Annotated in this window: 29 protein-coding genes and 1 tRNA gene; 17 read left to right on the forward strand and 13 right to left on the reverse strand. The window is 63.7% G+C overall.

Features of this window, described 5'->3' with window-relative positions; translation table 11 throughout:
- The first annotated feature begins 26 nt into the window (after positions 1-26).
- The 4 genes from AWC27_RS18290 to AWC27_RS18305 are packed head-to-tail and all read left to right on the forward strand — an operon-like array spanning position 27 to position 3,258.
- The gene (locus AWC27_RS18290) at positions 27-506 is read left to right on the forward strand and encodes an S-ribosylhomocysteine lyase (RefSeq protein ID WP_085671790.1); all 480 of its coding nucleotides are present in this window, start codon (positions 27-29) and stop codon (positions 504-506) included.
- Complete coding sequence (locus AWC27_RS18295; protein ID WP_085671791.1) at positions 503-1,633, forward strand: sedoheptulose 7-phosphate cyclase; 1,131 nt, start codon at positions 503-505, stop codon at positions 1,631-1,633. Before AWC27_RS18290 ends, AWC27_RS18295 begins: the two co-directional genes overlap by 4 nt.
- The gene (gene ubiG / locus AWC27_RS18300) at positions 1,630-2,340 is read left to right on the forward strand and encodes a bifunctional 2-polyprenyl-6-hydroxyphenol methylase/3-demethylubiquinol 3-O-methyltransferase UbiG (protein ID WP_085671792.1); all 711 of its coding nucleotides are present in this window, start codon (positions 1,630-1,632) and stop codon (positions 2,338-2,340) included. The genes AWC27_RS18295 and ubiG overlap by 4 nt, the downstream gene beginning before the upstream one ends.
- Before the next feature lie 24 nt (positions 2,341-2,364).
- A complete protein-coding gene (locus AWC27_RS18305) occupies positions 2,365-3,258 on the forward strand; it encodes a UbiA prenyltransferase family protein (RefSeq protein WP_085671793.1) in 894 nt (297 codons plus the stop codon).
- On the opposite strand, the gene AWC27_RS18310 is transcribed toward AWC27_RS18305, so the two are convergent.
- From AWC27_RS18310 to AWC27_RS18325, 4 genes are all read right to left on the reverse strand, one after another.
- Positions 3,251-4,099: a polyprenyl synthetase family protein gene (locus AWC27_RS18310; RefSeq protein WP_372516940.1), complete on the reverse strand. Its 849-nt coding sequence runs from the start codon at positions 4,097-4,099 to the stop codon at positions 3,251-3,253. The two genes, AWC27_RS18305 and AWC27_RS18310, sit on opposite strands and share 8 nt — an antisense overlap.
- Positions 4,100-4,185: 86 nt before the next feature.
- A complete protein-coding gene (locus tag AWC27_RS18315) occupies positions 4,186-4,839 on the reverse strand; it encodes an SAF domain-containing protein (protein ID WP_085671795.1) in 654 nt (217 codons plus the stop codon).
- A gap of 65 nt (positions 4,840-4,904) precedes the next feature.
- The gene (locus AWC27_RS18320; RefSeq protein WP_085671796.1) at positions 4,905-5,225 is read right to left on the reverse strand and encodes an FmdB family zinc ribbon protein; all 321 of its coding nucleotides are present in this window, start codon (positions 5,223-5,225) and stop codon (positions 4,905-4,907) included.
- 49 nt (positions 5,226-5,274) lie between these two features.
- Positions 5,275-5,880 carry a 5-formyltetrahydrofolate cyclo-ligase gene (locus AWC27_RS18325; RefSeq protein WP_085671797.1) on the reverse strand — a complete coding sequence of 202 codons (606 nt, stop codon included), beginning with the start codon at positions 5,878-5,880 and terminating at the stop codon, positions 5,275-5,277.
- Positions 5,881-5,955: 75 nt separating this feature from the next.
- Here AWC27_RS18325 and AWC27_RS18330 point away from each other — a divergent pair, with 75 nt between their 5' ends.
- The 9 genes from AWC27_RS18330 (at position 5,956) to AWC27_RS18370 (ending at position 13,452) form a co-directional block, all read left to right on the forward strand.
- Positions 5,956-6,867, forward strand: a complete 912-nt coding sequence (locus AWC27_RS18330; protein ID WP_085671798.1) for a UTP--glucose-1-phosphate uridylyltransferase — start codon at positions 5,956-5,958, stop codon at positions 6,865-6,867.
- A gap of 47 nt (positions 6,868-6,914) precedes the next feature.
- Positions 6,915-8,192, forward strand: coding sequence for a molybdotransferase-like divisome protein Glp (gene glp, locus AWC27_RS18335; protein ID WP_085671799.1), 1,278 nt, complete (start codon positions 6,915-6,917; stop codon positions 8,190-8,192).
- Between the two features lie 11 nt (positions 8,193-8,203).
- On the forward strand, positions 8,204-8,857 hold the full coding sequence (locus tag AWC27_RS18340; protein ID WP_085671800.1) for a GNAT family N-acetyltransferase: 654 nt from the start codon (positions 8,204-8,206) through the stop codon (positions 8,855-8,857).
- Between the two features lie 204 nt (positions 8,858-9,061).
- Complete coding sequence (gene sepX / locus AWC27_RS18345) at positions 9,062-10,093, forward strand: divisome protein SepX/GlpR (RefSeq protein ID WP_085671801.1); 1,032 nt, start codon at positions 9,062-9,064, stop codon at positions 10,091-10,093.
- Positions 10,094-10,142: 49 nt separating this feature from the next.
- Positions 10,143-10,215: transfer RNA gene (locus AWC27_RS18350), tRNA-Ala, on the forward strand.
- 126 nt (positions 10,216-10,341) lie between these two features.
- Entirely contained in the window at positions 10,342-10,542 is a 201-nt protein-coding gene (locus tag AWC27_RS18355; RefSeq protein WP_085671802.1) for a ferredoxin, read from the forward strand.
- A gap of 10 nt (positions 10,543-10,552) precedes the next feature.
- Positions 10,553-11,935, forward strand: a complete 1,383-nt coding sequence (locus AWC27_RS18360; RefSeq protein WP_245847253.1) for an NAD(P)/FAD-dependent oxidoreductase — start codon at positions 10,553-10,555, stop codon at positions 11,933-11,935.
- A gap of 20 nt (positions 11,936-11,955) precedes the next feature.
- Positions 11,956-13,242 (forward strand): cytochrome P450, encoded by a 1,287-nt coding sequence (locus AWC27_RS18365; protein ID WP_085671804.1) that lies wholly within the window; start codon positions 11,956-11,958, stop codon positions 13,240-13,242.
- A gap of 9 nt (positions 13,243-13,251) precedes the next feature.
- Positions 13,252-13,452: a hypothetical protein gene (locus tag AWC27_RS18370; RefSeq protein WP_085671805.1), complete on the forward strand. Its 201-nt coding sequence runs from the start codon at positions 13,252-13,254 to the stop codon at positions 13,450-13,452.
- A gap of 9 nt (positions 13,453-13,461) precedes the next feature.
- Here AWC27_RS18370 and AWC27_RS18375 read toward each other — a convergent pair whose 3' ends face one another.
- From AWC27_RS18375 to AWC27_RS18405, 7 genes are all read right to left on the reverse strand, one after another.
- Positions 13,462-15,000: a molybdopterin-dependent oxidoreductase gene (locus tag AWC27_RS18375; protein ID WP_425437488.1), complete on the reverse strand. Its 1,539-nt coding sequence runs from the start codon at positions 14,998-15,000 to the stop codon at positions 13,462-13,464.
- 65 nt (positions 15,001-15,065) lie between these two features.
- A complete protein-coding gene (locus tag AWC27_RS18380; RefSeq protein ID WP_085671806.1) occupies positions 15,066-15,299 on the reverse strand; it encodes a hypothetical protein in 234 nt (77 codons plus the stop codon).
- An 83-nt stretch (positions 15,300-15,382) separates the two neighbouring features.
- A complete protein-coding gene (locus tag AWC27_RS18385) occupies positions 15,383-18,193 on the reverse strand; it encodes an MMPL/RND family transporter (protein ID WP_139837076.1) in 2,811 nt (936 codons plus the stop codon).
- Positions 18,190-18,606, reverse strand: a complete 417-nt coding sequence (locus AWC27_RS18390; protein WP_139837082.1) for an MmpS family transport accessory protein — start codon at positions 18,604-18,606, stop codon at positions 18,190-18,192. Before AWC27_RS18390 ends, AWC27_RS18385 begins: the two co-directional genes overlap by 4 nt.
- A gap of 101 nt (positions 18,607-18,707) precedes the next feature.
- On the reverse strand, positions 18,708-19,124 hold the full coding sequence (locus AWC27_RS18395; RefSeq protein ID WP_085671809.1) for a hypothetical protein: 417 nt from the start codon (positions 19,122-19,124) through the stop codon (positions 18,708-18,710).
- 61 nt (positions 19,125-19,185) lie between these two features.
- A complete protein-coding gene (locus AWC27_RS18400; RefSeq protein ID WP_085671810.1) occupies positions 19,186-19,869 on the reverse strand; it encodes a C39 family peptidase in 684 nt (227 codons plus the stop codon).
- 126 nt (positions 19,870-19,995) lie between these two features.
- Positions 19,996-20,529, reverse strand: a complete 534-nt coding sequence (locus tag AWC27_RS18405; RefSeq protein ID WP_085671811.1) for a hypothetical protein — start codon at positions 20,527-20,529, stop codon at positions 19,996-19,998.
- A 145-nt stretch (positions 20,530-20,674) separates the two neighbouring features.
- On the opposite strand from AWC27_RS18405, the gene AWC27_RS18410 reads away from it, so the two are divergent.
- Positions 20,675-20,926, forward strand: a complete 252-nt coding sequence (locus tag AWC27_RS18410) for a hypothetical protein (RefSeq protein WP_085671812.1) — start codon at positions 20,675-20,677, stop codon at positions 20,924-20,926.
- A gap of 8 nt (positions 20,927-20,934) precedes the next feature.
- On the opposite strand, the gene AWC27_RS18415 is transcribed toward AWC27_RS18410, so the two are convergent.
- The gene (locus tag AWC27_RS18415; RefSeq protein WP_085671853.1) at positions 20,935-21,681 is read right to left on the reverse strand and encodes a class I SAM-dependent methyltransferase; all 747 of its coding nucleotides are present in this window, start codon (positions 21,679-21,681) and stop codon (positions 20,935-20,937) included.
- A 125-nt stretch (positions 21,682-21,806) separates the two neighbouring features.
- Between AWC27_RS18415 and AWC27_RS18420 the strand changes: the two genes are divergently transcribed.
- Genes AWC27_RS18420 through AWC27_RS18430 form a run of 3 tightly spaced genes read left to right on the forward strand, consistent with a single transcriptional unit; the run spans position 21,807 to position 24,125 of the window.
- Positions 21,807-22,757 carry a GNAT family N-acetyltransferase gene (locus AWC27_RS18420; RefSeq protein ID WP_139837083.1) on the forward strand — a complete coding sequence of 317 codons (951 nt, stop codon included), beginning with the start codon at positions 21,807-21,809 and terminating at the stop codon, positions 22,755-22,757.
- Positions 22,758-22,762: 5 nt separating this feature from the next.
- Complete coding sequence (locus AWC27_RS18425; RefSeq protein ID WP_085671814.1) at positions 22,763-23,437, forward strand: DUF5642 family protein; 675 nt, start codon at positions 22,763-22,765, stop codon at positions 23,435-23,437.
- 28 nt (positions 23,438-23,465) lie between these two features.
- Positions 23,466-24,125 (forward strand): DUF5642 family protein, encoded by a 660-nt coding sequence (locus AWC27_RS18430; RefSeq protein ID WP_085671815.1) that lies wholly within the window; start codon positions 23,466-23,468, stop codon positions 24,123-24,125.
- On the opposite strand, the gene AWC27_RS18435 is transcribed toward AWC27_RS18430, so the two are convergent.
- Positions 24,122-24,718 (reverse strand): alpha-ketoglutarate-dependent dioxygenase AlkB family protein, encoded by a 597-nt coding sequence (locus AWC27_RS18435; protein WP_211281667.1) that lies wholly within the window; start codon positions 24,716-24,718, stop codon positions 24,122-24,124. The genes AWC27_RS18430 and AWC27_RS18435 overlap by 4 nt on opposite strands.
- Positions 24,719-24,752: the final 34 nt, after the last annotated feature.

Raw genomic sequence — 24,752 nt, forward strand, 5'->3', positions numbered from 1 at the left:
TCGGCTGTAGAAATGTGGGCGCTTATATGATTCAACTGGAGCAACTCGGCTGGCCGGCTGACACGGTCGGTGAGCTCGACCATCGCTTGTTGCGGGTGCCGCACGTGAAATTGCGCTCCGCAAACGAGGGGCCCCGAGGCGACACAGTCTATTGTATCGACCTGCGTATCAACGAACCCAATGTTGAATTTCTATCGTCAACGGAGATGCACTCACTGGAGCATTTCTTGCTGTATGGCTTTCTCAAATATATGCCCGAGAATTTTCTCTCGGTGGGGTTGATGGGCTGCCAGACCGGATTTTATCTGGTTCTGCATAACGAGGGCAACGCGGAGAAGATCTGCAATGCGTATGAAGCCATTCTCAACGACATATTGGTTGCCAGCGAAGTGCCGTTCGCGAACATTCAGCAGTGCGGCAATGCCAAAAATCACAGCGTGGCACTGGCACAGGCCGTCGCCAAAAAGGTGCTGGATGCGCGCGCCGAATGGCGGCGGGTGATATGACCGATACCATGTTGACCAGACGCGTCAAATACGCGTCTACAGTCGAATACGAAGTCGTCGACACGCCGAACCTGTTCGATCCGCGGAATATGGCTCTACTCTCGTCGGGGAAAGTAAACAACGGTTGCCGGTTCGTGGTCGTCGACGCGAACGTGGAACGTGATTTCGGCACTCAGATGCGAAATTACTTCTCGCATCACGGGATTTTGGCGAAGGTCGTTGTGTTCCCCGGTGGTGAAGAAAACAAGACCGCTGAGTATTATTTCTCTATCGTTCGCGAACTGGACGCTTTTCCCATCCATCGCAGGGATGAACCGATCATCGCCGTCGGTGGCGGTGTGTTGACCGACGTGGTTGCTTTCGTCGCAAGCACCTATCGCCGCGGCGTGCCGCATATAAAGGTGCCCACCACGTTGATGGGCTATGTCGACGCGGCTGTAGGTATCAAAAATGGCATCAATTTCAACGGAAACAAGAATCGCCTCGGCGCATTCCAGGCTCCCCAGAAAGTTTTGCTCGACAAGTCGTTCCTGAGTACCCTGCCACGTCGGCACATCCTTAACGGTATTTGCGAGATCATCAAGCTGGCCGTCATCACAGATGCGGGGCTATTCGATCTGCTGGAAGCCCTGGGACCCGAAGCTGTCGATGTTCATCTGCAAAGCGATGCGGGTTGCGCGATCCTTGACCGGGCGGTAGCGGGGATGATCGAAGAACTCGAGCCGAATATCCTCGAAGAGGATCTCGACCGCAAAGTGGATTTCGGTCACACCTTCAGCTATGGATTGGAAACGCGTTACGAAGCAGACCTCTTACATGGTGAGGCGGTGTTGCTGGACGTCCTTCTTTCGGTAATGATCTCTCGCTCGCGCGAGCTTTTGACCGATGCGGAAGCCACTCGAATCTTTAACCTGGTCGAAAAGCTCACGATCGTTTTGGACATGTCACTGCTTGATCCCCAGGTGCTGTGGGCCTCGCTGGAGGAGCGCGTCTATCACCGTAATGGGTTACAGCGTGTGCCCATGCCACACGGCATAGGAAAGTGCACGTTCGTCAACGATATTGCGTATAGCGAAATAGAGCAGGCAAGCAGATCTCTCAATGACTGGATGATGGTGCCACGATGACGACTTTCGACAACGTAGATGGCGATGAGGTTGACAAATTCGACAAAGTGTCGGATACGTGGTGGGACCCGAATGGTGAAATGGGGGGGCTTCATGCGATCAATCCCTTGCGCACAAAGTTCATCCAGGACGTACTGAGTATTGAGGGCCTGAAAATTCTCGATGTCGGCTGCGGCGGTGGAATTCTGTCGGAAGCCTTGGCCAAGGCAGGTGCCCAGGTGACGGGTTTAGATATGTCACGCCAATCGCTGGATGTCGCACGCGCTCATGCGCGCAGCGGAGGATTGAATATCGCTTACCTGTATGACAGCGTCGAAAATATTGCAGCGCAGGATTCGGGGCGCTTTGACGTTGTGACGTGTATGGAGATGCTCGAACATGTGCCGGAGCCGGAGCGGATCGTGGCGGCATGTGCTGGTGCGCTGAAACCCGGTGGACATGCCTTCTTCTCAACGATCAACCGCACCCCGAAGGCGTTCCTGTTCGCCATCGTCGGTGGCGAATACATTTTGCGTCTTTTGCCCCGGGGCACTCACTCGTATAGCAAATTTATTCGGCCGGAAGAATTGGCAGAATGGAGTCGTGCCAACTCGCTAGATTTTGGCAAGTTCGCCAGCTTGATCTACAACCCATTCACCAGGAGATTCAGGCTCGCCACGGATTCTGTCGACGTGAACTACCTGGCGCATTTCATTAAGAAGGGCTGAAGAGTCAAAGCGGAGTAATTGCAAATGAAAGAGTTCTTCGCGCTCTCCCGGACCGTCCATGGTGTTTTGGATCTCGCCACTCCGGCAGTTTGCGCGGGACTTGCGCTCGGCAGCTTTCCCCGATGGCAGGTTATTCTTCTTGCCGTCTTCGTGGGCTTCTCGGCGTATACCGCGATATATGCCCTGAATGATCTGGTCGGCAAGGCGGTGGATGAGGAGAAGTTTGCCGGCGGTATCAATGCAGGCTATTCGGTCGAGGCCTCGGAGCTGCGTTATCCCTTGGCGCAGAAGGCATTAAGCCTCCGGAAGGGAATCCTGTGGTTTGCGCTGTGGTTCATAGCGGCAATCATTGGCTCCTATTTCCTAAACCCGGCCATTGTGGTGATTCTTGTTACCGCAGCGGTTCTGGAAGTGGTCTACGTGCTGCTCTTGAAAATCACCTACTGGCGAACCGTGGTCAGTGGTCTAGTCAAATCGAGCGGACCCATTTCCGCTATCTTCGCCGTCGCGCCCAAGCCGTCTGCCGGCTTGGTTTTGTTGGTACTTGCCTGGGTTTTCTCCTGGGAGGTGGGAGGACAAAATGTGCCGGCCGACTGGAACGACACCGTGGAAGACAAACGCGTCGACGCCAAGACCATTCCTCTGGAGCTGGGCACCGAAACCGCAGGTAAGGTCGTCCTGTTCGCATTGGGAACCACAGTGGTCACCAGCCTGTGCATGCCATTGGTCTCACCATTGCAGCTCGGTGTTCCGTACGTGCTTGCCAGCGCCGTCATCGGCGCCTATTTCCTCCTGATACCGGCGTGGCGATTGCACCGTGCTCATGAGGGTAGACAAGCGGCAAAGCTGTTCGACAGCGCAAGTTATTATCCGCTGGCTCTGTTGCTGCTCATCATCGCTTTCGTGCTGATTAAGTGATCTTCAGAAGCGTCGAATCGACCAGTGTGGACAGTGTTTGTCGAGCGGCGCAGTCGGGTAAGCAGGCAATCTCGTCGCGCGCCTGTGCCGCGTAGCTGCCTACGGCTTCCTTTGCCTGCACCATGCCCGCCGCGCTGCGGAGCAGCGTGAGGACTTCGGCAACGTGCTCGGAGTTGCTGGCGATGGTGACGATGTCCTCGGAAATCTGAAACGCGGCCCCGATAAGGCGGCCTAGCCGCGCCAGACGAGCGGTCTGCTCTTCGCCCGCGCCGGAAAAGGTCGCTCCCAACTGCCCGGCCGCCGCGACGATGGATCCGGTCTTCTCGTGCACGCACTGAAGGTAATGCTCCAGGCGGTCGATGTGCATTGGCGCGCTGCGTGTTTCGCGCATCTGGCCAGTGACCAATTCGGCGAACGTCTCGGCGATGGTCTGGAAGGCTCGCGGGCCGAGCCAGGACCCGAGTCGAGATACCGTTGCGAATCGGTAGTCGCCGGCAAGAATTGCAACGTTATTTGCCGAGCGGACCTTCGATGTGCCAAGGCGCGCCGGCGCCCTGTCCACGACTGTGTCATGGCAGAGCGTCGCCAGGTGCATCAACTCAACGGCGGCGCCGGCGAGCGTGACCTGCTGCGCGTCGGGGTTCGGCCCGAATTGTGCCGCAAGGACCGTGAAGAGCGGCCGGAACCGAATGTCGGTGGTTCCCAAGGATTCCGGCACCGCGTCGCGGATAACCTCGTCCCCCTGAGCGAGCTCAGTTCGAATCAACTCTTCGATCCGGGTGATGCCATCTCGGACACTGATTGCAAATTGCGGATCGCTGAATTCCACGCCGCCGAGCACGCTCATTGATGCGGTCACTTGTACAACATATTTCTTTTCGGTCGAGTCGTCGCGTTGACATGTTGGCGCGCTCGGCGTTTCGTCCCTCAGTGCAGAATCAGAGTGACCGATTGGCCCAGTGCCGCTCCGGCGACCGTACTTGCCGTGTGGCCGGGCAGCGCCACCAACACCACTCGGTCGATGTCGGCTGCCTGCAGCTTTTGTTCGGCTGAAATCAAAACCACGACGGCGTCGGTGGCCAGAACTCGGGCAACTGGTTGTGGGTCGTGGGCCGGCGCGGCCAACACGTCGACGATGTCGCCGACCCGGATCAGGTCAATCAGGGCACTGTCCGCCAGATGCAGGGGTACTATGCGCGCCCCAGGGCCGGCGGTAGATTCGGCCAGCCGGCTGCCCAGCAACCGAACATCGGTAAGTACCTCGCCACGCCGCGTCGGACTGGCCAGGGTGGCCCCGATAACAACAGCCAGTTCGCCCTGAGATCCGTCGGGAACCGTTGCCGTCAAGCGCTTTTCGATCCGCAGGTCGTCAGCCGTCAGCGCGCTGCCCGGCGTGAGGTCGCGGGCGGCGACCACCACATCGGCACGGTCGCCGTCGGGATTAGACCGCAGCGTCGCAATGCCGGCCAATACGACGAGGCCACCGGCGGCGACGCGCCGGGCCAGCACGGTTCGCGACCAGTCCGGACGTAGGGATGCCGAAATTCGGCTGAACAAATGTGGATTGAGCGATTCGCCCACGCCGCAACGGTAGCGGCGGCCGGTTGCCGGCGATTGCGCTCAGAAACGCTGTTGTGGATAACTTGCTAGCTCGAGGTGGCCGCAGCGGGGGTAGAGCCACTGCTCGCCTTCTCGCTCGATCCCGAGCCCGACTTCTCGCTCGTCCCCGAGCTCGAACCGGAGTCACCCGTCGAGGATCCATTGGTCGGGCTCTTGGATTTCTTGCCTGATTCGCGACTGTCGGTGCGGTAGAAACCGCTGCCCTTGAACACAACGCCGACGGCGTTGAACAACTTGCGCAGGCGACCCGAGCACTTTTCGCAGGTGGTCAGCGAGTCGTCGGTGAAGGCCTGCACAACGTCGAAGCGGTCGGCGCACTCGGTGCACTCGTAGCTGTAAGTCGGCACAACAACCTCCGCAATGTAAGTCTGGCTTAGCACTCTACCGTGTCAAGTGCTAGAACCGCCACGTGACCTCGATCATTCCCCGCCGCGGCGTGAGTATGTGCGTCATCCGTACGTCGTGCGGCTCGGAGGGCAATTCGTCGACGAATTCCTCGTCCCGCACCACCGCGACCAGGCGTGCTCGCGGATCACAGGCCGCTAGCGATCGGTCGTAGAAACCCTGGCCGCGGCCCAGCCGCACGCCCCGGCGGTCAACCGCCAGCGCCGGCAGAAGTACCAGGCTCGCTTCGGCCAGCACCGACTCGGGCAGCCACGGCTCGGGCGGCTCGAGCAGCCCCCAGCGCGCGGTGACCAGTCCCCCCGATCGGTACTGGCCCCACCGCAGCGGCACTGGAGTGTTGTCTTCGCTGGTGCGTGCGACGGGCAACAGCACCCGGCCCGCACGGCGCAGCAAAACGTCGAGCATCTCGATCGATCCCGGTTCGGCGCCTACCGGCACGTAGGCGCAGACGGTGTTATCGCTAGTCACGGCATGTTCCAGGTGCTCGCAGAGCAGCCGGGCCTCGGTTGCGCGGACGTCGTCGGCGACATGTCGCCGGGCCGCCTTCAACCGGTCGCGCAACGCGGATTTGCTTGCCGCTGTCGTGCCCTCCGCCATGCCCTACACCATGACAGCCCCGGCTTTGGTGCCGCCACAGCAACTCCGCAGGTGTATGGCGCTATGGTTTGAACGATGTCACGCCCAGAAGCACCGGTCCCGTTCACGGCGATCGTCCCCGCCGCCGGTCTGGGCACGCGTTTTCTTCCCGCGACTAAAACGGTGCCCAAGGAGCTGCTGCCCGTCGTCGATACGCCCGGCATCGAGCTGGTGGCGGCCGAGGCGGCCGGCGCCGGCGCCGAACGCCTGCTGATCGTCACCTCCGAAGGCAAGGACGGTGTCGTCGCGCACTTCGTCGAGGATCTGGTGCTCGAGGGCACCCTCGAGGCGCGCGGCAAGAAGGCCATGCTGGCCAAGGTCCGCCGTGCCCCGGCGCTGATCAAAGTGGAGTCGGTGGTGCAGGCCGAGCCGCTGGGCCTCGGGCATGCCATCGGCTGCGTGGAGCCCAGTCTGTCCGACGACGAGGACGCCGTCATGGTGCTACTGCCCGATGACTTGGTGCTGCCCACGGGCGTCCTGGAGACGATGTCGCAGGTGCGGGCCGAACTCGGCGGCACGGTGTTGTGTGCCATCGAGGTGTCGCCGGAAGAGATCAGCGCCTACGGCGTTTTCGACGTCGAGCAGGTCCCTGACACCGACATTCCCGACGTGCTCAAGGTCAAGGGGATGGTCGAAAAGCCCAAGGCCGCCGATGCTCCGTCGATGTATGCCGCTGCCGGCCGCTATGTGCTGGATCGCGCCATCTTCGATGCGCTGCGTCGCATCGACCGCGGCGCCGGTGGTGAAGTCCAGCTCACCGATGCCATCGCGCTGCTGATCAAAGAGGGCCATCCGGTGCATGTCGTTGTGCACCGCGGATCCCGACACGACTTGGGAAATCCCGGCGGGTACCTCAAAGCTGCGGTTGACTTTGCATTGGATCGTGACGACTATGGCCCCGATTTGCGGCGATGGTTGGTGGCGCGATTGGGCCTGACCGAGCAATAGCCGGGTTCTACGACCTCGTGCCACGTGGGTCGACGGAAAGGCGCGCTGTGCGTTCTGTGGAGGAGCAGCAGGCCCGGATTACGGCAGCAGCGGTAGCCCCCAGGCCGATACGGGTTGCCATCGCCGAGGCGCAGGGATTGATGTGCGCCGAAGAAGTCGTGACCGAACGGCCCATGCCGGGCTTCGATCAGGCGGCCATCGACGGATACGCGGTGCGCAGCGTCGACGTACTCGGTGTGGGCGATGCCGGTGGTGTCGAGGTTTTCGCCGAAGGTGACTTGGAAGGCCGCGACGTGCTGAGCCTGCCGGTAATGGGAACCATCGAGGCTGGTTCGCGTACACCCAGCAGGCTGCAGCCGCGCCAGGCCGCCCGTGTGCAGACCGGGGCACCCCTGCCGACGCTCGCCGATGCCGTCCTGCCATTGCGCTGGACCGATGGCGGGATGAACCGGGTCCGGATCTTGCGGGGCGCGCCGTCGGGCGCCTATGTGCGCCGCGCTGGCGACGACGTGCAGCCCGGTGACGTCGCGGTGCGCGCGGGGACGATCATCGGGGCCGCGCAGGTGGGGCTGCTGGCCGCGGTGGGCCGGGAACGGGTGCTGGTGCACCCCCGGCCGCGGGTGTCCATCATGGCGGTCGGTGGCGAGCTGGTCGACATTGCGCGGACACCGGGCAACGGGCAGGTCTACGACGTCAACTCCTACGCCCTGGCCGCGGCCGCCCGCGATGCCGGCGCGGAGGTGAATCGGGTCGGAATTGTCAGCAACAACGCCAAGGAACTCGGCGAGATCGTCGAGGGCCAGATCAACCGCGCCGAGGTGGTGGTGATCGCCGGCGGGGTCGGCGGTGCGGCGGCCGAGGCGGTCCGCTCGGTGCTGGCGGAGCTCGGTGAGATGGAAGTCGTGCGGGTCGCCATGCATCCGGGATCCGTCCAGGGCTTCGGGCAGCTCGGCCGCGACGGTGTTCCGACGTTTCTGCTGCCGGCCAACCCGGTCAGCGCGTTGGTGGTCTTCGAGGTGATGGTCCGGCCGCTGATCCGGCTGTCGCTGGGCAAGCGCCAGCCCATGCGCCGGATCGTGCAGGCCCGCACGCTGTCCCCGATCACCTCGGTGGCCGGGCGCAAGGGATTTCTGCGTGGTCAGCTGATGCGCGACCAGGACAGTGGCGAGTACCTGGTGCAGGCGCTGGGCGGGGCCCCGGGAGGCTCGTCGCATCTGCTGGCCACGCTGGCCGAGGCGAACTGTCTGGTTGTGGTGCCCAGCGGGGCCGAGCAGATCCGTACCGGTGAGATCGTTGACGTCGCCTTCCTGGCTCAGCATGGCTGACCGGGATACTCGTGAATCTGTTGCGCGCTAATCTCCGGCATCCGGGGTGGCCGACGCCGGTTGGGCCGCTGCGGGTGTCGGCCGGCTTGGTGCGGTTGCGAGCGGTGCGGATGCGCGATGGCGCGCAGTGGAGCCGGATCCGGCTGGCCGACCGAGCGCATCTCGAGCCGTGGGAACCCAGCGCCGAGGGCGATTGGACGGTCCGGCATACGGTTGCCGCGTGGCCGGCGCTGTGTTCGGGTGCGCGGTCGGAGGCCCGCAAAGGCCGGATGCTGCCGTATGCGATCGAGCTGGACGGGCGATTCTGCGGTCAGTTGACCATCGGCAACGTCACCCATGGGGCGCTGCGGTCGGCGTGGATCGGCTACTGGGTGTCGAGTACGGCGACCGGGGGAGGGGTGGCAACCGGGGCGTTGGCGTTGGGGCTGGACCATTGCTTCGGGCCGGTCGGGTTGCATCGGGTGGAGGCCACGGTGCGTCCGGAGAACGCGGCGAGCCGGGCCGTGCTGGCGAAAGTCGGCTTCCGCGAGGAGGGACTGTTGCGCCGCTACCTCGAGGTCGACAGGGCATGGCGGGACCACCTGCTGGTGGCCATGACCGCTGAAGAGGTGTACGGGTCGGTGACGTCGACTCTGGTGCGCGCCGGGCGCGCCAGCTGGCCCTGACCTTCAGCAATCTCGCCGCGCCAAGCACACACCGTCGGCGCACCCCGACGCGCCGCCTTGAGGAAACCGCAATAAAAATGTGGCTGGCGTGACATATGTGGCGTGTGATGCTTGAAAGAGGCAAATTACAGGTGTGTAATTGCCCTGGTCGCAATGACCCGGACGCGCTGGCCAAGACGCGCCAGGCGGTGAAAGGAGCAGGTCATGCCAAGCATCCCGCAGTCGTTGTTGTGGATCTCGCTCGTGGTGCTGTGGCTGTTCGTGCTGGTGCCCATGCTGATCAGCAAGCGCGACGCGGTCCGGCGCACCAGCGATGTGGCCCTTGCCACCAGAGTGCTCAACGGGGGCGCGAATGCCCGTCTGCTCAAACGTGGCGGGCCGGCTGCCGGTCACCGCAGCGACCCCGATTGGCGGCCGGAAGCGGAGTATGAACCCGACTCGGCCGACCCCGACGGCGAGGCGGACACTGACCGGGTCGAAATCGCCGACGTGCAGCAGCGTCCCCGTCCGGTGGTGATGGCAATGGCCAAGGCGGACAAGACCGTTGAGACCGACGAGCCTGACTACTTGGATGTCGATGTGGTCGAGGACTCGGCTGCGCTTCCGGCGGGAGCCAGTGCCGAGATGCCCGAGCCGACTCTGGTTGCCGCCGACGAGCCCGCCGAAGAGACGGAGGAGCCCGAGGCCGAGCACGAGCTGGCCGACGACGAGTACGAGTACGTCGAGGATTCCTCTGGCTTGGAGCCCGCGGAGGAGGACGACGACGACGCACCGGTGACTTACCATTCGGGTGCTTCGCGGCGGCGCCGCTTTGAGACGAAGACCGCCGCAGCCGTCAGCGCCCGTAAGTACGCGTTTCGCAAGCGTCTGCTGATGGCGATGGCCGTGGTCCTGATCGGCTCGGCCGTCGCGGCCTTCGAAGTATCGCCGCTGGCCTGGTGGATCTGCGGCACCGCCACCACATTCACCGTCCTTTACCTGGGGTATCTGCGCCGCCAAACCCGCATCGAGGAGAAGGTTCGGCGGCGCCGGATGCAGCGGATGGCGCGGGCCCGCCTCGGCGTGGAGAACGCCTATGACCGGGAGTACGACGTGGTGCCGTCTCGCTTACGACGCCCCGGCGCGGTGGTGCTGGAGATCGACGACGAGGACCCGATCTTCGAGCACCTGGACAACGCGGTGCCGATGCGCAACTACGGCTGGCCGCGCGACCTGCCGCGCGCCGTCGGGCAGTAGTGCGCGGTTCGATCAACGGGGGTCGTGGCTGGTAGCCTGCTAGCGATCAGGGGCTATGGCGCAGTTGGTAGCGCGACTCGTTCGCATCGAGTAGGTCAGGGGTTCGAATCCCCTTAGCTCCACAGAGTTTGAGCAGGTCAGGGCACTCGCCAGGGCTGCGAAACCACCGGGTGTCGTTGGGCGGTTTCCGATTATTCCTTTCAGGCGTACGGTCCAGGTCTGAACTTCAGAAGTTTGAGGCGGTGCGTATGCGAATTGTCGTCGATTTGAACCGCTGCCTGGGCTATGCCCAATGCGTGCCGCTCGCGCCGGAGGTTCTCAAGCTCAACGGTGAAGAGGCCTTGACGTACAACCCGAACCCGGATGACAGCCAACGTCTGCAAGTGTTGCGTGCCGCGGCATCGTGTCCGGTGCAGGCGATCATCGTCGAGCAGTTCGCCGGCGAGTGACGGGTCGGTTGTGACCGGCGGGGACGCCCATAAAGACGATGGACGCATCGTTATCGTCGGCGCCTCATTGGCCGGCCTGCGCGCCGCCGAAGCACTGCGCAAAGAGGGTTTCCGTGGGCGTCTGACGATCATCGGCGACGAATCCGACGAGCCGTATGACCGGCCACCGCTGTCCAAGGCGGTACTCACCGGATGGGTGGGTGCCGATGCGACGAAGCTGCCCCGCATGCGCGACGTCAGGGCCGAGTGGCGGCTCGGTGTCGCCGCGACTTCTCTGGACCGCGCCAATTCGGTTGTGGGCCTTGCCGATGGCAGCGAAGGCGCCGGAGATCGACTGTTGATCGCGACCGGGGTGCGATCGCGCAAGTGGCCCAACCCCGACGAAGCGGCGCTGGACGGCGTCCATACCCTGCGTACGAGCGCCGATGCGGCGCGTCTGCAAGCGGCTCTGGCCGACAAGCCCCGGCGAGTCCTGATCATCGGGTCAGGCTTCATCGGTTCCGAAGTTGCCTCGGTGTGCCGTGGCCTGGGGTTGGAAGTCACCGTCGCCGAGCGTGGCCCGGCCCCGCTGTGCGGTCCATTGGGTGGAGTGATCGGCAAGGTCGCCGCCGAAGTGCAGCGCGAGGCCGGAGTAGATCTACGCACCGGGGTTTCGGTGCTTGCTATGGAAGGTGACGCGAGCGGACACGTGCGTCGGGCACGGCTGTCCGACGGCAGCATTCTCGATGTCGATGTGGTGGTGACCTCGCTGGGATCGATCCGCAATGTCGAGTGGCTCGAGGGGGCCGGACTGGCCACCGGGTTCTGGGGTGTGGGCTGCGACGCGGGCTGCCGAGTGTTCGACGTCAACGGCGTGGTCACCAACCGCATCTTCGTCGCCGGCGATATTGCACGGGCCCCGCACGTGCTTTACGACTACCAGTTCTTGGCCATGGAGCACTGGGACAACGCGGTGCTGGGAGCCCAGGTTGCGGCCCACAACATGTTGTGTCACGAAACGGACCGTTGGGCGCATTTGATGATCCCGCAATTCTGGTCGGGCCAGTTCGGCATCAACATAAAATCCGTCGGCGTTCCCTCCTATGGCGACGAAATCATGTTCACCCAGGGCTCGGTCAAGCAACGCCGGTTTGCCGCGGCCTACGGCCGCCGGGGGCGCATCGTCGGTGCCGTCACCTTCAATCACGGCAAATGGATCCCTTACTACGAAGCGCAGATCGCGCGCTCGGCACCCTTCCCTCCGAATCCGGCTGGAACTGATTTTCCCGAGGACATGCGGGTCATGCCGGCCGATTTCCCGGCGCGTGGGGTGCCCACCGAGGCGCCCGACGTGGTGTTGACCGGTCACGACCCATCCGAACGCCGAGCCGAATTCCGGCCCCGCCGAAGCTGATTGACGACAAGCGAGCCGCTATGACCCCCGAAGAGGCCTGGAACGAGGCCATGAGACACGAGAACCGGGCCAACCCTTATCCGTTCTTCGACGAGCTGCGCAAGACGCCGGTCGCGCAGGTGGCCAACGGCGTCTACGCCGTCACCGGATATGAGGAACTCATCGCGCTGGCGCACGATCCGCGAGTCAGCTCCGATATCCGCAGGAGTCCGCTAGGTGCGCGGCCCCGGGAAATCACCGATCCTGCGGTGGCCGAGATGGTCGAGCGATATGGGCAGGACGCCAGTTTCATCATGCAAGACCCGCCCGACCACGACCGGGCCCGCCGCTCGTGCATGCGGTATTTCGGCCCACCTCATGCGGCAGACGTCATACCCGGCCAGGAGCCGTTGTGTCGCCAGATCGTCAACGACCTGCTCGATGCGGCGATCGGCAAGACGCGCATCGACGTAGTCGACGAATTCGCATACCCATTGCCGGTGCAGGTGATCTGCCACATCTTGGGTGTGCCGACGGAGGACGAGCCGCAGTTTCACGCCTGGATTGCCGACGTGATGGCCGGCGTCTTCGACTTGGGTCCCGAGATCGAAACCGAGGAGGGCCAAGTGCGCCGCGCCAAAGGCGTTGCGGCCAACCAAGAATTCAGGAGATACCTTATCGGGCTGGTCGAGCGGGCCGAGAAATCGCCATGTCCGGGCATGATTTCGCAGCTGGTGCACGACCGCGGCCCCGACGGACCCATGTCGCCGAGCGAAATCGTGAACAACACGGCACTCTTGTTCGTCGCCGGCCACGATTCCACGGTCAACCTGATCTCGCACTGCATCCTCACCGTGCTGCGCAACCCGGAATCCGTCGAATTGTTATGCAGCCGGCCAGAATTGATTCCCCGCGCCATTGAAGAGGTACTGCGCCTGCAGTCCTCGGTGCAGTTCTTCCCCAGCCGCTCGGCGCTGGCCGACATCGAGATAGCCGGCACGGTAATCCCCAAGGGGGCGCCGATATTTCTGATGTACGGCGCAGCCAACCGTGACCCACGGCGCTTCGTCGACCCCAACAGCTTCAACCCCGAACGAATAGACAACGAGCACGTGGGCTGGGGGCGCGGCATTCACGTTTGCTTCGGCGGTCCTCTTGCCCGCCTGGAGGTCAACACCGCATTCGAGGCGTTCCTGCGCCGGGTGGTAAACCCGCGGCTGGTGGAGGACCCGCCGCCCTACCGCATCAGCCAGGTCTTCCGAGGGCCGCGCCATCTGCTTGTCGACTTCGACGAGATCGTTCCCCAGCAAGGACGAGAGAGGCCCTAGGCTTCCGGTATGAGTAGGGCTTTCGTCGTCACATTCGCATTCGGGTTGCTCGTTGCGCTGTTCGGCCTCATCTGGGCGCTGCAGGGTTTCGGCGTGCTGGGCGGCAGCCCAATGAGCAATACCACGACCTGGTCCATCATTGGTCCGATTACCGTGCTGATCGGCATCGGGATCGCGGTAATCAGTTGGCGGAAAATGTCTTCCAAATAGGAAGTCGCCCTAGGCGACGGTGAAGTTCACCGTGTGCCAGCCGGTGGCACCGTCGGGGTCAGGGCTCCTGCGCTCGGAGGTCTGAACGGCTCCGGTGTTGTCGGTGGCGCGCACCGAGATGGTGTGTTTGCCAGGGCTGTCCGCCTGCCAAGGGAAGCGCCATAACCGCCACGTCTCGTTGGAATAGCTGGCGCCCAGTTCAGCGGGCTGCCACTCGTGATCGCCGATGCGTACCTCCACGGCCCGTACGCCACGGTTTTGCGCCCACGCGACGCCGCCGAACATTGCGGGTCCCAATGGCACCCGCTGGCCACCGCGTGGCACGTCGATGCGCGATTCGGTCTTGATGGGTGCTTGCGCTGCCCAGCCCTGGCGGGTCCAGTACGCCTTGGCTCTGTCGAAGCGGGTCAGCTGCAAGTCGACCACCCATTTGGTAGCCGACACATACCCGTACAGCCCGGGTACCACCAGCCTGGCCGGGTAGCCGTGCTCGATGGGCAGGGGCTGGCCGTTGAGACCAACCGCTAGGAGTGCATTGCGGCCATCGGTGAGCGCGTCTACCGGTGTGCCGGCGGTGAACCCGTCGATCGACGTCGAGAGCACCATATCGGCGTCGGTGTGCACATGGGCCGCCGCCAGCAGCTCAGCCACCCGGTAGCCCGTCCAGACTCCGGTCGAAATCAAGTCCCCGCCAACAGGATTCGACACACATGTCAACGTCGTCACCGTTTCGACGACTTCGAAGTGGGCAAGGTCCTCGAAGCTGTAGGTCACTTCCCGATCCACCATGCCGTGGATGCGCAGCCGCCAGTCGTGCTGGCTGAGCTGGGGGACGCTCAGCGCGGTGTCCACCCGGTAGAAGTCAGCGCTGGGAGTGATAAAGCTAGGTAGCGCAACGCCATTCGGCTGCACATCCGCAGGTATGGGTGGCGCCGGTGATCGTGGCCGGGGAAGTGTGAAGTTGTTTCGGTCGCCGGCCACTGAATGTACTGCCCGCGTGATGACGGCACCCACCACGCCGCTAACCAGTCCGAATCCGAGCAAGCCGAACACGACCAGCCGGCGTCTGCCGGTATCCGCTTTGTCTTCGGGTTCGTCTGAGTCTTGCGGGTCGTGCGGGCCAGCCCAGAAACGGCGTATGAGAAGACGCAGAACCGCCACGCCGCATGCGGTGCCCACGACGGTGGGGATCAGGTCGACTGCCGTCGCCCCCTGCCTCGACAGCACTGCGACGCAGCCCAGGACGCCCGCCGCGGTGATCACGGCACTGCCGATCGGCCGCCGCCGGGTCTCCAGGCTTCCGGCGATCGCCGCGATCGTAAGGATGCCGACGAGCACGGCGACTGCCAGGAAGAGTTTGTCCACAGAACCCAGCGTCTGAATCGCCCACTCTTTGATGGGCCCCGGTGTCAGGTCGACCAACGCGGCGCCGATCGCGGTCCGCGCATCGGCGCGCGCTCCGAACGGGATGCCCACTAATTGGGCTACCCCGAGCGAGACGAAGGCCGCGGCGACACCGGCGATCATCCGCTCGTTCGACTGGGTCATCGAGCTACTGTACTCGCATTCCGCCTGGATGACGTAAAACGTTGGCGTACAGGCGAAAGCGGATGTCAGTCCAGAAGCCCTTGTTCGGCGGGTAGCGTCCGCACCGTTTGTATGGAGCTGCCGAAGTTCGAGGCGGGGTCACCGGCGTCGGCTCGGCACGTCGCGGCAAGGCCGCCGAAGCCGACGAGGCCCGCCGCTGTCAGCACGGCGATGATCACGCAGCGGTGCAGGAATCCGATTTCTGCGACAGGCGCGGTGCTTATCGCGGCGTCGCAGGTGGTGTTGGGTGAAGTGGTCATGGCACTGATCGTTCATTCGGCAACGCCATCGCAATAGCTGCCGCGTCCTTGCAGGGATACAAGCGCGCCTTGTATCAGGCAGCTCAGGTGCGTAACGGACGGGAACGCACCAGCGTCGGCCACCAGAACCACGGCCCCAGGATTCGCACGATGCACGGCACCACGAACGATCGCACAATCAGCGTGTCGAGCAGCAGGCCGATGCACACCGTCGAACCCACCTGACCGATGGTGCGCAGATCGCTACTGAGCATCGCCAGCATGGTGAACGCGAACACCAAACCCGCAGACGTCACCACACCACCCGTACTGCCCAGCGCGCGAATGAGACCGGTGTTCAACCCGGCATGAATCTCTTCTTTGGCCCGGGCGATCAACAGCAGGTTGTAATCCGAACCCACCGCCACCAGGATGATGAACGTCAGCGGCAATACCAGCCAGTGCAGATGCGGGCCGATGAGGTGCTGCCAGACGAGCACCGAAAGCCCGAACGCCCCGGCATACGAGAAGGCAACCGTGCCCGGAATCACCAAGGCCGCCACCAGGCTTCGGGTGAGGAACATCATGATCAAGAAGATCAGCACGAAGGCGGCGATCGCCACGATGAGCAGATCGGATGCGGAGTACTGCTTGATGTCCTTGTCATTGGATCCCGAGCCGCCGATATAGACCCGCGCGCCGGCCAACGAGGTCTCTTTCAAAGCGATGGTTATCGCCGCCGGGAACTGTTCGACATGGGTGACGCCTTCGGGGCCCATGGCATTGCCCTCGTGGGTGACGATGAACCGAGCCGCCTTCCCGTCCGGCGACATCATCAGCGTCATACCGGTCTGGACGTCTTCGTTGTCGAAACCCTCGTGGGGGATGTAGAAGAAGTCGTCGCTGCGGGCCCGGTCGAAGTCGAGCCCGACATTGATCAGGTCGTCGAATGTCTGGTCGGTCTGGACCGACTGCAGATTCGCCGAACCGTAGCTGTTGACGAGCAGCGCCTGCAGGGCCGCCGTGTCGTCCCTCATGAGCTTGAACTGCGTGACCATTTGCGGCAGCAGCTTGTCGATGATCTCGAGCGACCCAACGGCCTGGGTGATATCGGCGGCCAGGTGGTCGATGCCGTCGAGGGTGTCGAATACCGATCTGAAGGCCCAGCAAACCGGAACATCGAAACAATGCCGCTCCCAATAGAAATAGCTGCGGATCGGCCGGAAGAAATCGTCGAGATTTGAGATTTCCTCGTTCATCTGGTCGGTGACCCGCTTCATGTCCTCCATGGTGACGACCGTCTTGTGCATCTCGTCCGACATCCGCTGGAACAGTCCGACCAATCTGTCCAGCACCGCGACGGTGTGCGATTGGATCTCTGCCTGCCGGTCGGTATTGGCATTCTGTTGCATGTTGAACGGAAGCTGTTGACCGTTGCCGCTGCCTTGCGTGGTGAACAGGTAGGGCAGCGTGGCGTGTTCCAATGGCCGGCCCATCGGCCTGGTGATGCTTTGCACCATCGCCACGCCGGGCAGGCGGATGAGGCTCTTGGCCACTCGGTCCAGCGAGATGAAATCGGCCGAGTTCCGCATGTCATGGTCCGTCTCGACCATCAGCATTTCGGAGAACAGCTTGCTCTTGGTGAAGTGCCGGTTGGCCGCCGCAAACCCTTGGTTGGCAGGGGCATTGGGCGGCTGGTATTGACGGTCGTCGTAGTTCACCCGATACGTCGGCACGAAGATCGCCCCAAGCATGACGACTGCGGAGCTGGCCGCCAGAATCGGCACTGGCCACCGCACCACGCTCGCCCCGATCCGCCGGTACAAGTGCGCCTTGGCCTGGTGCCTCGGGTCGAAGAGCCCGAACAGACTGCCCACGGTCAGTAGCGCCGGGCCGAGTGTCAGAGCCGCCGCGATGGTCAGCACCATGCTGATGGCCACCGCGGGACCCATGGTGTGGAAGTAGTTGAGACGCGCAAAGGTCAGGCAATAACACGCGCCGGCGATCGTCAGACCCGAGCCGATGATGATGGGCGTCACGCCCTTGTACGCGGTGTAGAACGCCTCCTCTCTGTCTTGGCCCGCCTGTCGCGCCTCGTGATAGCGGCCCATCAGGAAGATGCCGTAATCCGTTCCCGCTCCCAGAGTCAGCGCGACGACGATGTTGACCGCGAACGACGAGAGCTCGATGAACCCGAAATGCCCGAGGGTTGCCACCATCCCCTTGGCGACCAGCATCTCGATCAGTACTCCGAGCAACGGCACCAGCAGCGTGCTGATAGAGCGGTAGACCAGCAGCAGCATCACCACGATCAGGATGATCGTCACGATGGTGATGTTGTTCAGGCTCGAATTGGCGATGGCCACCGTGTCCGAGGCAAGTGGCGCCGCGCCGCTGACGTAGACCTTGAGCCCGGGCGGCGGCGTGTCCTTGGCGACGGTATCCCGAACGGCGGCAACGGACTGATTCGCTTGCATTTGGCCGATATCGCCGGCCAGCCGCAGCAGCACGAATGCGGCCTTGCCGTCGACGCTTTGCGCCCCCGCCGCGGTGATCGGCTTGCCCCACAGGTCCATGACGTACTGCACGTGCGCGGTGTCTTGCTTGAGCCGGCGCATCAGATCGTCGTAGTACTTGTGGTCCACATCGCCCAACGGCCGGTCGGCTTCCAGGACGACCATGGTCAAGCTGGTCGAGGTGGACTCGCGAAACTTCTCACCGATGCGCAGCATCGCCCGTTGCGACGGCGCGTAATGCGGCACCATCGGCCCGGCGAGTTCTTCGGCGACCCTTTCCACTTGGGGCACAAAGGTATTCGTCGACACGGCGAGAAGGCCCCAGAAGAGGATGATCGGGATCGCGAAGGCGCGGACAGTTCTTGGGATGCAGGGTCGTCTCACCCGCTGCTCGCTCACGCTGACTTCACTCTGCAGGTAACGTCCGCGTCCTGATGGGTGTCGGATTGTTCATCGCGGACAACGCCATTCACCAATATCCGGCAGCCGATCTGGCCGCCATGAACCTGCGCCGAAAGGCTGCCGGACACCACCGTCAGCGTTGTCTCCTCGGTGTGGGACCAGGGCAAGTCCGTGAGGTCAACACGATGCGGATGGCCGTCCACGTCGACGTAGACGAGCATCCCCCCGGCACCGGCAGAGCCGAACAACTCATACGTCAGCCGCTTGAGCGTGGACCGCTCGGGTGCTTGCGGGCCGTTGACCGTGATGACCGGTTCGGGAGCGGACTGCTGGTGCACCTTCCACATGCCCAATGCGCCCACCGCGACCGCAACGACGGCAACCAGAGGCATCCAAGCTCGCGCCAACACAGTCCGGCCGAGCGGACGGGGGCTCACACGATCACCCCTGAAGAATCGGGTTTCGGATCTTGCATGCTCACCTCCGCCTCACGCCCACGCCTGACGGAACGCTACTGCAGACGCTTTTTCATCCGCGCGCTGCTACGTAATCGAATGGCGAGGTTCGTCGACGTCAGCATTGGGAACACGCCGAGAAATGTCCGCTCAGAAGGCGTGGCCCCATGCAGGTGGTACAGGCTGCCGAACACAAAAAAGCAACCCAGCATGAACAAAGTGCCGGGAATGCACAGCGCCATCAATGATCCGCGATCGGCGACGATGCGCTTCGCATAGGTCAATTCGTCGTCCGTCATCGGTTCGCGTTTGCGCACTTTGGCCATCACCCGTTTAGCGCTGCCCACCTCTTCGCTTATCGCGGTAGGTGCGCGGCCCACAGCGCGCCGTACGAAGATCGAGGCGACGGTGGCAAAGATCAAGGTGAGCGCCAAGGTCAGTACCGTCAGATAGCCCCACAGGCCCAAATCCATTAGTCCGCTCCCTCGCCGCGCTCTCGAACCTAGCATCGCGAGGCGCTAGCAGCACGAGACGTCAGGTAGTGACGGCCATCAAGTCGCCGCTGGTGGCCCACGCTTGGACGAATAGCGCCAACGGGATTTGCTCGTCGGCTCCGTGACGGGTACCGCTGTCGTTGAGGTGCACGATTTCGGCGCCGGTGTCGACGCCGGTGACCACAACCGTGTGGTTATGCCTGGGGTTACCGCTGTTGTCCCAATCTGTGACGGGCTTGTTCCAGATCAGTTCGCCATTGACGCTGGCGACCACCTTGTGTCCGGCGCCCAGTGCCTGCTCGAGCCCCGCCATGTCGCTATTCGTGATTACCGCGGCGACGTTGTAGCGCGCCAGCAGCGTCGGGATGTCCCTAAACCAGGTGCCCTCGCCCGAATTCGGGTCCGAAGGGTTAGCCGGCCGGGTGTAGATCGGGCCGGGGCCCTGCGAGCTGGGAGTCGACTGTGCCATCTCGATGATGTCCTCCTCGGAGGGCTCCGCACCGGTCATTTCACCGACCACGTCGGCGCTCGACATCAGGACGCAATCGTCCCAATACTGCTGGTAGCGCCAGTACCTGGCGGCGGCCGCGGGATCGCCGTACATGGTGCCCGACGTCGCGCCGGCCGGGCCGGCCAATCCCAGCACCACACCACCGGCGACTGCAGCCACGGCGAGGCTCCTGGCGAGAGTGTTGGCGAGCAGCGCCGACCTGATGGTCCTCATCGGCCTCCCTTTTCTCCTTCTGCGGGGGAGCGGAGTTTGGGTGCAAAGGATCCGACGCCGGCCTTGGCGTTTTCTAAAAGGATTCTTGGCGTGACCGCGCGCCGCGGCGAGCGGTGAACGCAGGCACTATTCGGATACGAGCGAAAGTAGTTCTGCCGTAACAAGTTTAGTTGTATACGTGCGTACACCTGACGACACGGTGAGCACCGTACGCGCCGGTTGGTCGGGGTCGCCCGCAACGGCCTCGGCGAAATGCCGTGCGTGCTGCAGTTCGGTGAGGAAGGTTGCGCTAGCCCCAGGCGCAATTTCGTTCGGAACCTCAGTGCCGGCGACCGGCTTGTCGACCGGAACCAACGATGTGCCAACGGGATCGGCGCGTATTGCCCACCCGTCCACCTGAAATGGCACCCGTCCGGCGTTGACGACCTTCACGCCGATTAGTAACTGCCCGTCCGGGACGGCTTCGGCCGCATTGAGTAGGGCTTCGCACACGTCGGAGCTGGCATCGTTGGTCACCAGTCCCTCGGGCGTCAAACGAGCAATGACAGGTGTCAGCTTCGGCCGCGGTCTGGCCCGCAGGATCGTAACCACCTGCCAGCCGAGCGACGTCGCAGCGAGCACGATGGCGATCACGCTTAGGACGAAGGCGGCGACGGTCACCGGGCCACGCTACCAACTCCGTAAACCGCTGTGATCAGGGCGATCCCGCGCGAAGTCTGATGAAGTTCCTAAATTCACCTGAACATTCGCTAAGACAAGCGTGGCGAAGACCAAACCGTAACAAGCGGCCCCTACTGTCAGGGAAATGAGTACCAAGTACTACCTGCAAAAGGTACCTGTCGAAGCAGTCGAGCCGGGTTTTTCGCTGGCCATTCCCGCCGACGGCGAGTATCGCCTGTTTCAGGTCGAATGCACGCAGCTGAGCCAGCGCAGCGGCCAGCCCGTGATGGTCAGGCTGACGTCAGAAGCCGTCAATGGCGGCGAGCCGTGGGTCTTGGAGTGCGAAGCCGGCACGCCGGTAGTGCGGCTCCTCGGTCTCTGCCAGGCGGCCTCGTAGCGGGGCTGTCACCGGGGCTTAGCGGCAGTGACGAACTGCAGCGCGCGTTGTGCGTGTTGTTCGATGTCAACCAGTCCCGCCGCGGCGAACAAGTCGACGAAGGCGTGCCCGTCGAACATGGTCAGCCCGATCGCGCGGGCGACGGTGCTCAGCGCATAGCGGATGGGTGGTGCCTGCCCGGAATAGCTGGTGAGGATCGCGATCCGGCCACCTGGACGCAGTACCCGCACCATCTCGCGTGCGATCCGAAACGGCTCGGGCATCAGGTACAGCGCGCCGAAACAGCAGACGGCGTCGAATGTTTCGGCGCCGAACGGCAATTCGCGTGCATCGCCGCGGACGTAACACGTCCGCGGCGTGCTGTTGTCCAGCACCGCCCGGGTCAACATCGGCTCGGAGATGTCGAACCCGACCGCGAGGCCACCTGGTGGCAGGTGTGCTGCCAGTGGAACGGTGAAATTGCCTGGCCCGCAAGCCACGTCGAGTAACCTGCCGGCATCGGCCAGATGAAGCGCCGCCGCGGCGCGGCGCTGCTCGGCGCGGGTAGTGACACCGCTGGCCAGATAGAACGACGTCGGCCGCCACAACCGCTCGTAGACGGTAGCCACGAACGGACTGTTCATCGCGCGCTGAGCGAACGTGGGCACCGGAGAACTCGTCGATTCGCCCAGCACGTCGAGGAATCCATGCCGTAGCACCGCGGACTTGTCGAGCAGACCGCGAGTGAGCTCGATCGGATTCTTGGTGTCATCCATCCCGGTCCATCTTGCCGCAGCGGCCGCCGACGCCATAACCTGAGTCGAATCTGGTCGTGGAGGGAACAGGGGCGGATATCGCGGTGGCCGAACTGACCGGCGCACGGGTCGAAGAACTCGCGGGCATGGACATCTTTCAGGGATGCCCGCCCGAGGACCTGATGCCGCTGGCGGCAAGCGTCGCGCCGCTGCAGGCCGGAACCGGCCAACTATTGATGCGCCAAGGTGAGCAGGCCGTTTCGTTCCTGCTCATCTCGTCGGGCAGTGCCGAAGTCAAGCACGTCGGCGCCGACGGAACGGTGATCGTCGACCAGGCGTTGCCGGGGATGATCGTTGGGGAAATCGCGCTGCTGCGCGACATTCCGCGCACGGCAACGGTTATCACTACCGAGCCGCTGACCGGCTGGATCGGAGACAGCGACGCGCTGGCCCGGATGGTGCACATCCCCGGGATCATGGACCGGTTGCTGCGCACCGTGCGGCAGCGGCTGGCCGCCTTCGTCACGCCCATCCCGATCCAGCTGCGTGACGGGACCGAACTGATGCTGCGTCCTGTGCTTCCCGGCGACCGGGAACGCACCGTGCATGGACACGTCAAGTTCTCCCACGACACGCTGTACCGGCGGTTCATGTCGGCCCGTGTTCCCACCGAGGCGCTGATGCATTACCTGGCGGAGGTCGATTACGTCGACCACTTCGTCTGGGTGGTCACTGACGACGGGGATCCGGTGGCCGATGCGCGCTTCGTGCGCGACGAAGCAGATCCGACCGTCGCCGAAATCGCGTTCACCGTGGCCGACGATTATCAGGGCCGGGGGATGGGAAGCTTCTTGATCGGGGCGCTGTCCGTCGCCGCACGCGTCGACGGCATCGAAAGGTTCTCTGCGCGAATGCTTGCCGACAACGTGCCGATGCGAACCATCATGGATCGCCACGGTGCGGTCTGGCAGCGCGAAGACGTCGGGGTCATCACAACCGTCATCGACGTGCCGGGTCCTCGTCATCTGGGATTCGGTCGTGACATGGCTGAGCACATCAAGCGGGTGGCCCGGCAGGTGATCGAGGCGGTCGGCTGAACGGCATGAGCCGCTCACAGGTCTGGATTGGCGCGCTGGCAGCCCTTGCGGTGGCCGGGTGCGCTCATTCGCCCGCGCCGGCGCCGTCGCCGGTTCCCTCGTCTCCGCCGGCTCACCGGGCCGCGATCAACCCGGGCAACATCAAGCGCGTTGCCCGCGAGCTACCGCCCGGCTATGAGGTGACCAACGACATTCCCAGCGGACTCTCGCCCCGGGTGATTTGGGGTGTGGAGGTCGACGCACCGGCCAAGCCGCCCGAGTGCGCGACACTGGCCGATCCGGGATACGGACTAGACCAATCCGCGCAGGGGCTTTCCGGGTCGGGCTCGGGCGGCATCGTCGACGCGGTGGTGGTGAACGTTGCGGTAGCACTGGATCACAGCGTTCTTGCCAATTGCGGGCAGTGGACCGTGGCCGACCGGCACACCACGGCCAGGGTGAGCCTGCTCGATGCCCCGCACATCGACGGCGCCGAAACCGTCGGCATGGTGGCCGATATCCGCACAGCCGTCGAGTCTGGAAGCCAAATCGATTCGCGGACAGTCACATTCATCGCGTACCTGGGCGACTACTACGCGTTCACCACGCTGACCACCGATCCCGGCTCGATGCTGCCGCCGCTGCCACCGCAGTTCGCCGCCGATCTGCTGGTCAAAACGGTGTCGACGTTACGTAGTTGAGCACCCGCGCTTGGGTAGGGTGGCCACAATGTTGAAGGCGGTGCTCGCTGTGAGTTCGGTGTGCCTGCTCGTCGGCTGCTCGCCAGGCGCCAATTCTTCGCAACCCGCCAAGGTCGAGATCGCCAAGGTCGCCGACGTGAAGTCGGGTTTCGGCCCGGAGTTCAAGGTCACCGAGGTGGGCCTGCGGGCTATCGATCCGGCCTTCTTCTCGTCGCGGAAGTTACCCGAGGGGCTGACATTTGATCCGGCGAACTGCGCGAAAGCAGCTGCCGGCCCGGAGATGCCGGCCGGAGTTCAGGGCAACATGGCTGCCGTGTCCGCCGAGGGCAACGGCAATCGGTTCGTGGTGATCGCGGTGGAAACCTCGCAGCCGCTGCCGGTCAACGACCCGGGCCAGGACTGCAAGAAGGTGGCGTTCAGCGGGCCTCAGTTGCGCGGCGCCATGGAGGTGGTGGATGCGCCGAAGATCGACGCGGCACAGACCCTGGGTATTCACCGCGTGCTGCAGGCGGTGGTGGGAGGGGCCGCCCGAACCGGGGAGCTGTACGACTACTCCGCGCACTTCGGTGACTACCAGGTGATTGTCATCGCCAATCCACTGGTGATTCCGGATCAGCCGCTGGCCAAGGTCGACACCCAACGGGCGCGGGATCTACTCGTCAAGGCTGTCGCTGCGGTGCGTAGTTAACGCACGCCGCGCGGGCGGAACTGGATGCTGACCCGCGGGCCCGACGGCGCGGATGTCTTGGGAACCGAATGCTCCCAGGTGCGTTGGCATGACCCGCCCATCACCAGCAGGTCGCCGTGGGCCAGCGGCAACCGCAACGACGGGCCGCCGCCGCGGCGGCGCATCGCGAAGGTGCGGGTGGCGCCCAGGCTGACGATGGCCACCATGGTGTCCTCAGTGCTGCTGCGCCCGATGGTGTCGCCGTGCCAGGCCACGCTGTCCGAGCCGTCGCGGTAGCAACACAGCCCCACGGTGGTGAACGGCTCGCCCAGCTCGCCACCGTAGATGTCGTTGAGCCGCCGGCGAAGCCGCGCGAGTTGCGGATGCGGCGGCTCCTCGACCGTCAGGTCGTGGAAACTGACCAAGCGCGGCACGTCGACCACCCGGTCGTACATCTGGCGGCGCTCGGCTCGCCAGGGCACTTTCGCGAGGAGGTCTTGTAGCAGGTCATCGGCTGCGCTGAGCCAGCCGGCGCGCACGTCGATGAAGGCGCCGTCACCGAGTTGCCTGCGCTCGTTGTGCTGGAATAGCGAGCCTTGTACCGCGATCGCCACGACCGCGATTCTATCGCACACGCGTTCGATCATC

It is taken from the genome of Mycobacterium szulgai (assembly GCF_002116635.1).
In the GTDB taxonomy this organism is placed as follows: domain Bacteria; phylum Actinomycetota; class Actinomycetes; order Mycobacteriales; family Mycobacteriaceae; genus Mycobacterium; species Mycobacterium szulgai.

What these genes read in the sequence shown, in the direction of transcription:
- AWC27_RS18420 (WP_139837083.1), top strand. Translation starts at nt 21,807, where the DNA reads ATGGACATCTTTCAGGGATGCCCGCCCGAGGACCTGATGCCGCTGGCG.
- AWC27_RS18395 (WP_085671809.1), bottom strand. Translation starts at nt 19,124, where the DNA reads ATGGATTTGGGCCTGTGGGGCTATCTGACGGTACTGACCTTGGCGCTC.
- AWC27_RS18330 (WP_085671798.1), top strand. Translation starts at nt 5,956, where the DNA reads ATGTCACGCCCAGAAGCACCGGTCCCGTTCACGGCGATCGTCCCCGCC.
- AWC27_RS18380 (WP_085671806.1), bottom strand. Translation starts at nt 15,299, where the DNA reads ATGACCACTTCACCCAACACCACCTGCGACGCCGCGATAAGCACCGCG.
- AWC27_RS18400 (WP_085671810.1), bottom strand. Translation starts at nt 19,869, where the DNA reads ATGAGGACCATCAGGTCGGCGCTGCTCGCCAACACTCTCGCCAGGAGC.
- AWC27_RS18305 (WP_085671793.1), top strand. Translation starts at nt 2,365, where the DNA reads ATGAAAGAGTTCTTCGCGCTCTCCCGGACCGTCCATGGTGTTTTGGAT.
- AWC27_RS18430 (WP_085671815.1), top strand. Translation starts at nt 23,466, where the DNA reads ATGTTGAAGGCGGTGCTCGCTGTGAGTTCGGTGTGCCTGCTCGTCGGC.
- AWC27_RS18375 (WP_425437488.1), bottom strand. Translation starts at nt 15,000, where the DNA reads ATGACCCAGTCGAACGAGCGGATGATCGCCGGTGTCGCCGCGGCCTTC.
- AWC27_RS18355 (WP_085671802.1), top strand. Translation starts at nt 10,342, where the DNA reads ATGCGAATTGTCGTCGATTTGAACCGCTGCCTGGGCTATGCCCAATGC.
- AWC27_RS18325 (WP_085671797.1), bottom strand. Translation starts at nt 5,880, where the DNA reads ATGGCGGAGGGCACGACAGCGGCAAGCAAATCCGCGTTGCGCGACCGG.
- sepX (WP_085671801.1), top strand. Translation starts at nt 9,062, where the DNA reads ATGCCAAGCATCCCGCAGTCGTTGTTGTGGATCTCGCTCGTGGTGCTG.
- AWC27_RS18410 (WP_085671812.1), top strand. Translation starts at nt 20,675, where the DNA reads ATGAGTACCAAGTACTACCTGCAAAAGGTACCTGTCGAAGCAGTCGAG.
- AWC27_RS18425 (WP_085671814.1), top strand. Translation starts at nt 22,763, where the DNA reads ATGAGCCGCTCACAGGTCTGGATTGGCGCGCTGGCAGCCCTTGCGGTG.
- AWC27_RS18290 (WP_085671790.1), top strand. Translation starts at nt 27, where the DNA reads ATGATTCAACTGGAGCAACTCGGCTGGCCGGCTGACACGGTCGGTGAG.
- AWC27_RS18365 (WP_085671804.1), top strand. Translation starts at nt 11,956, where the DNA reads ATGACCCCCGAAGAGGCCTGGAACGAGGCCATGAGACACGAGAACCGG.
- AWC27_RS18415 (WP_085671853.1), bottom strand. Translation starts at nt 21,681, where the DNA reads ATGGATGACACCAAGAATCCGATCGAGCTCACTCGCGGTCTGCTCGAC.
- ubiG (WP_085671792.1), top strand. Translation starts at nt 1,630, where the DNA reads ATGACGACTTTCGACAACGTAGATGGCGATGAGGTTGACAAATTCGAC.
- AWC27_RS18370 (WP_085671805.1), top strand. Translation starts at nt 13,252, where the DNA reads ATGAGTAGGGCTTTCGTCGTCACATTCGCATTCGGGTTGCTCGTTGCG.
- AWC27_RS18295 (WP_085671791.1), top strand. Translation starts at nt 503, where the DNA reads ATGACCGATACCATGTTGACCAGACGCGTCAAATACGCGTCTACAGTC.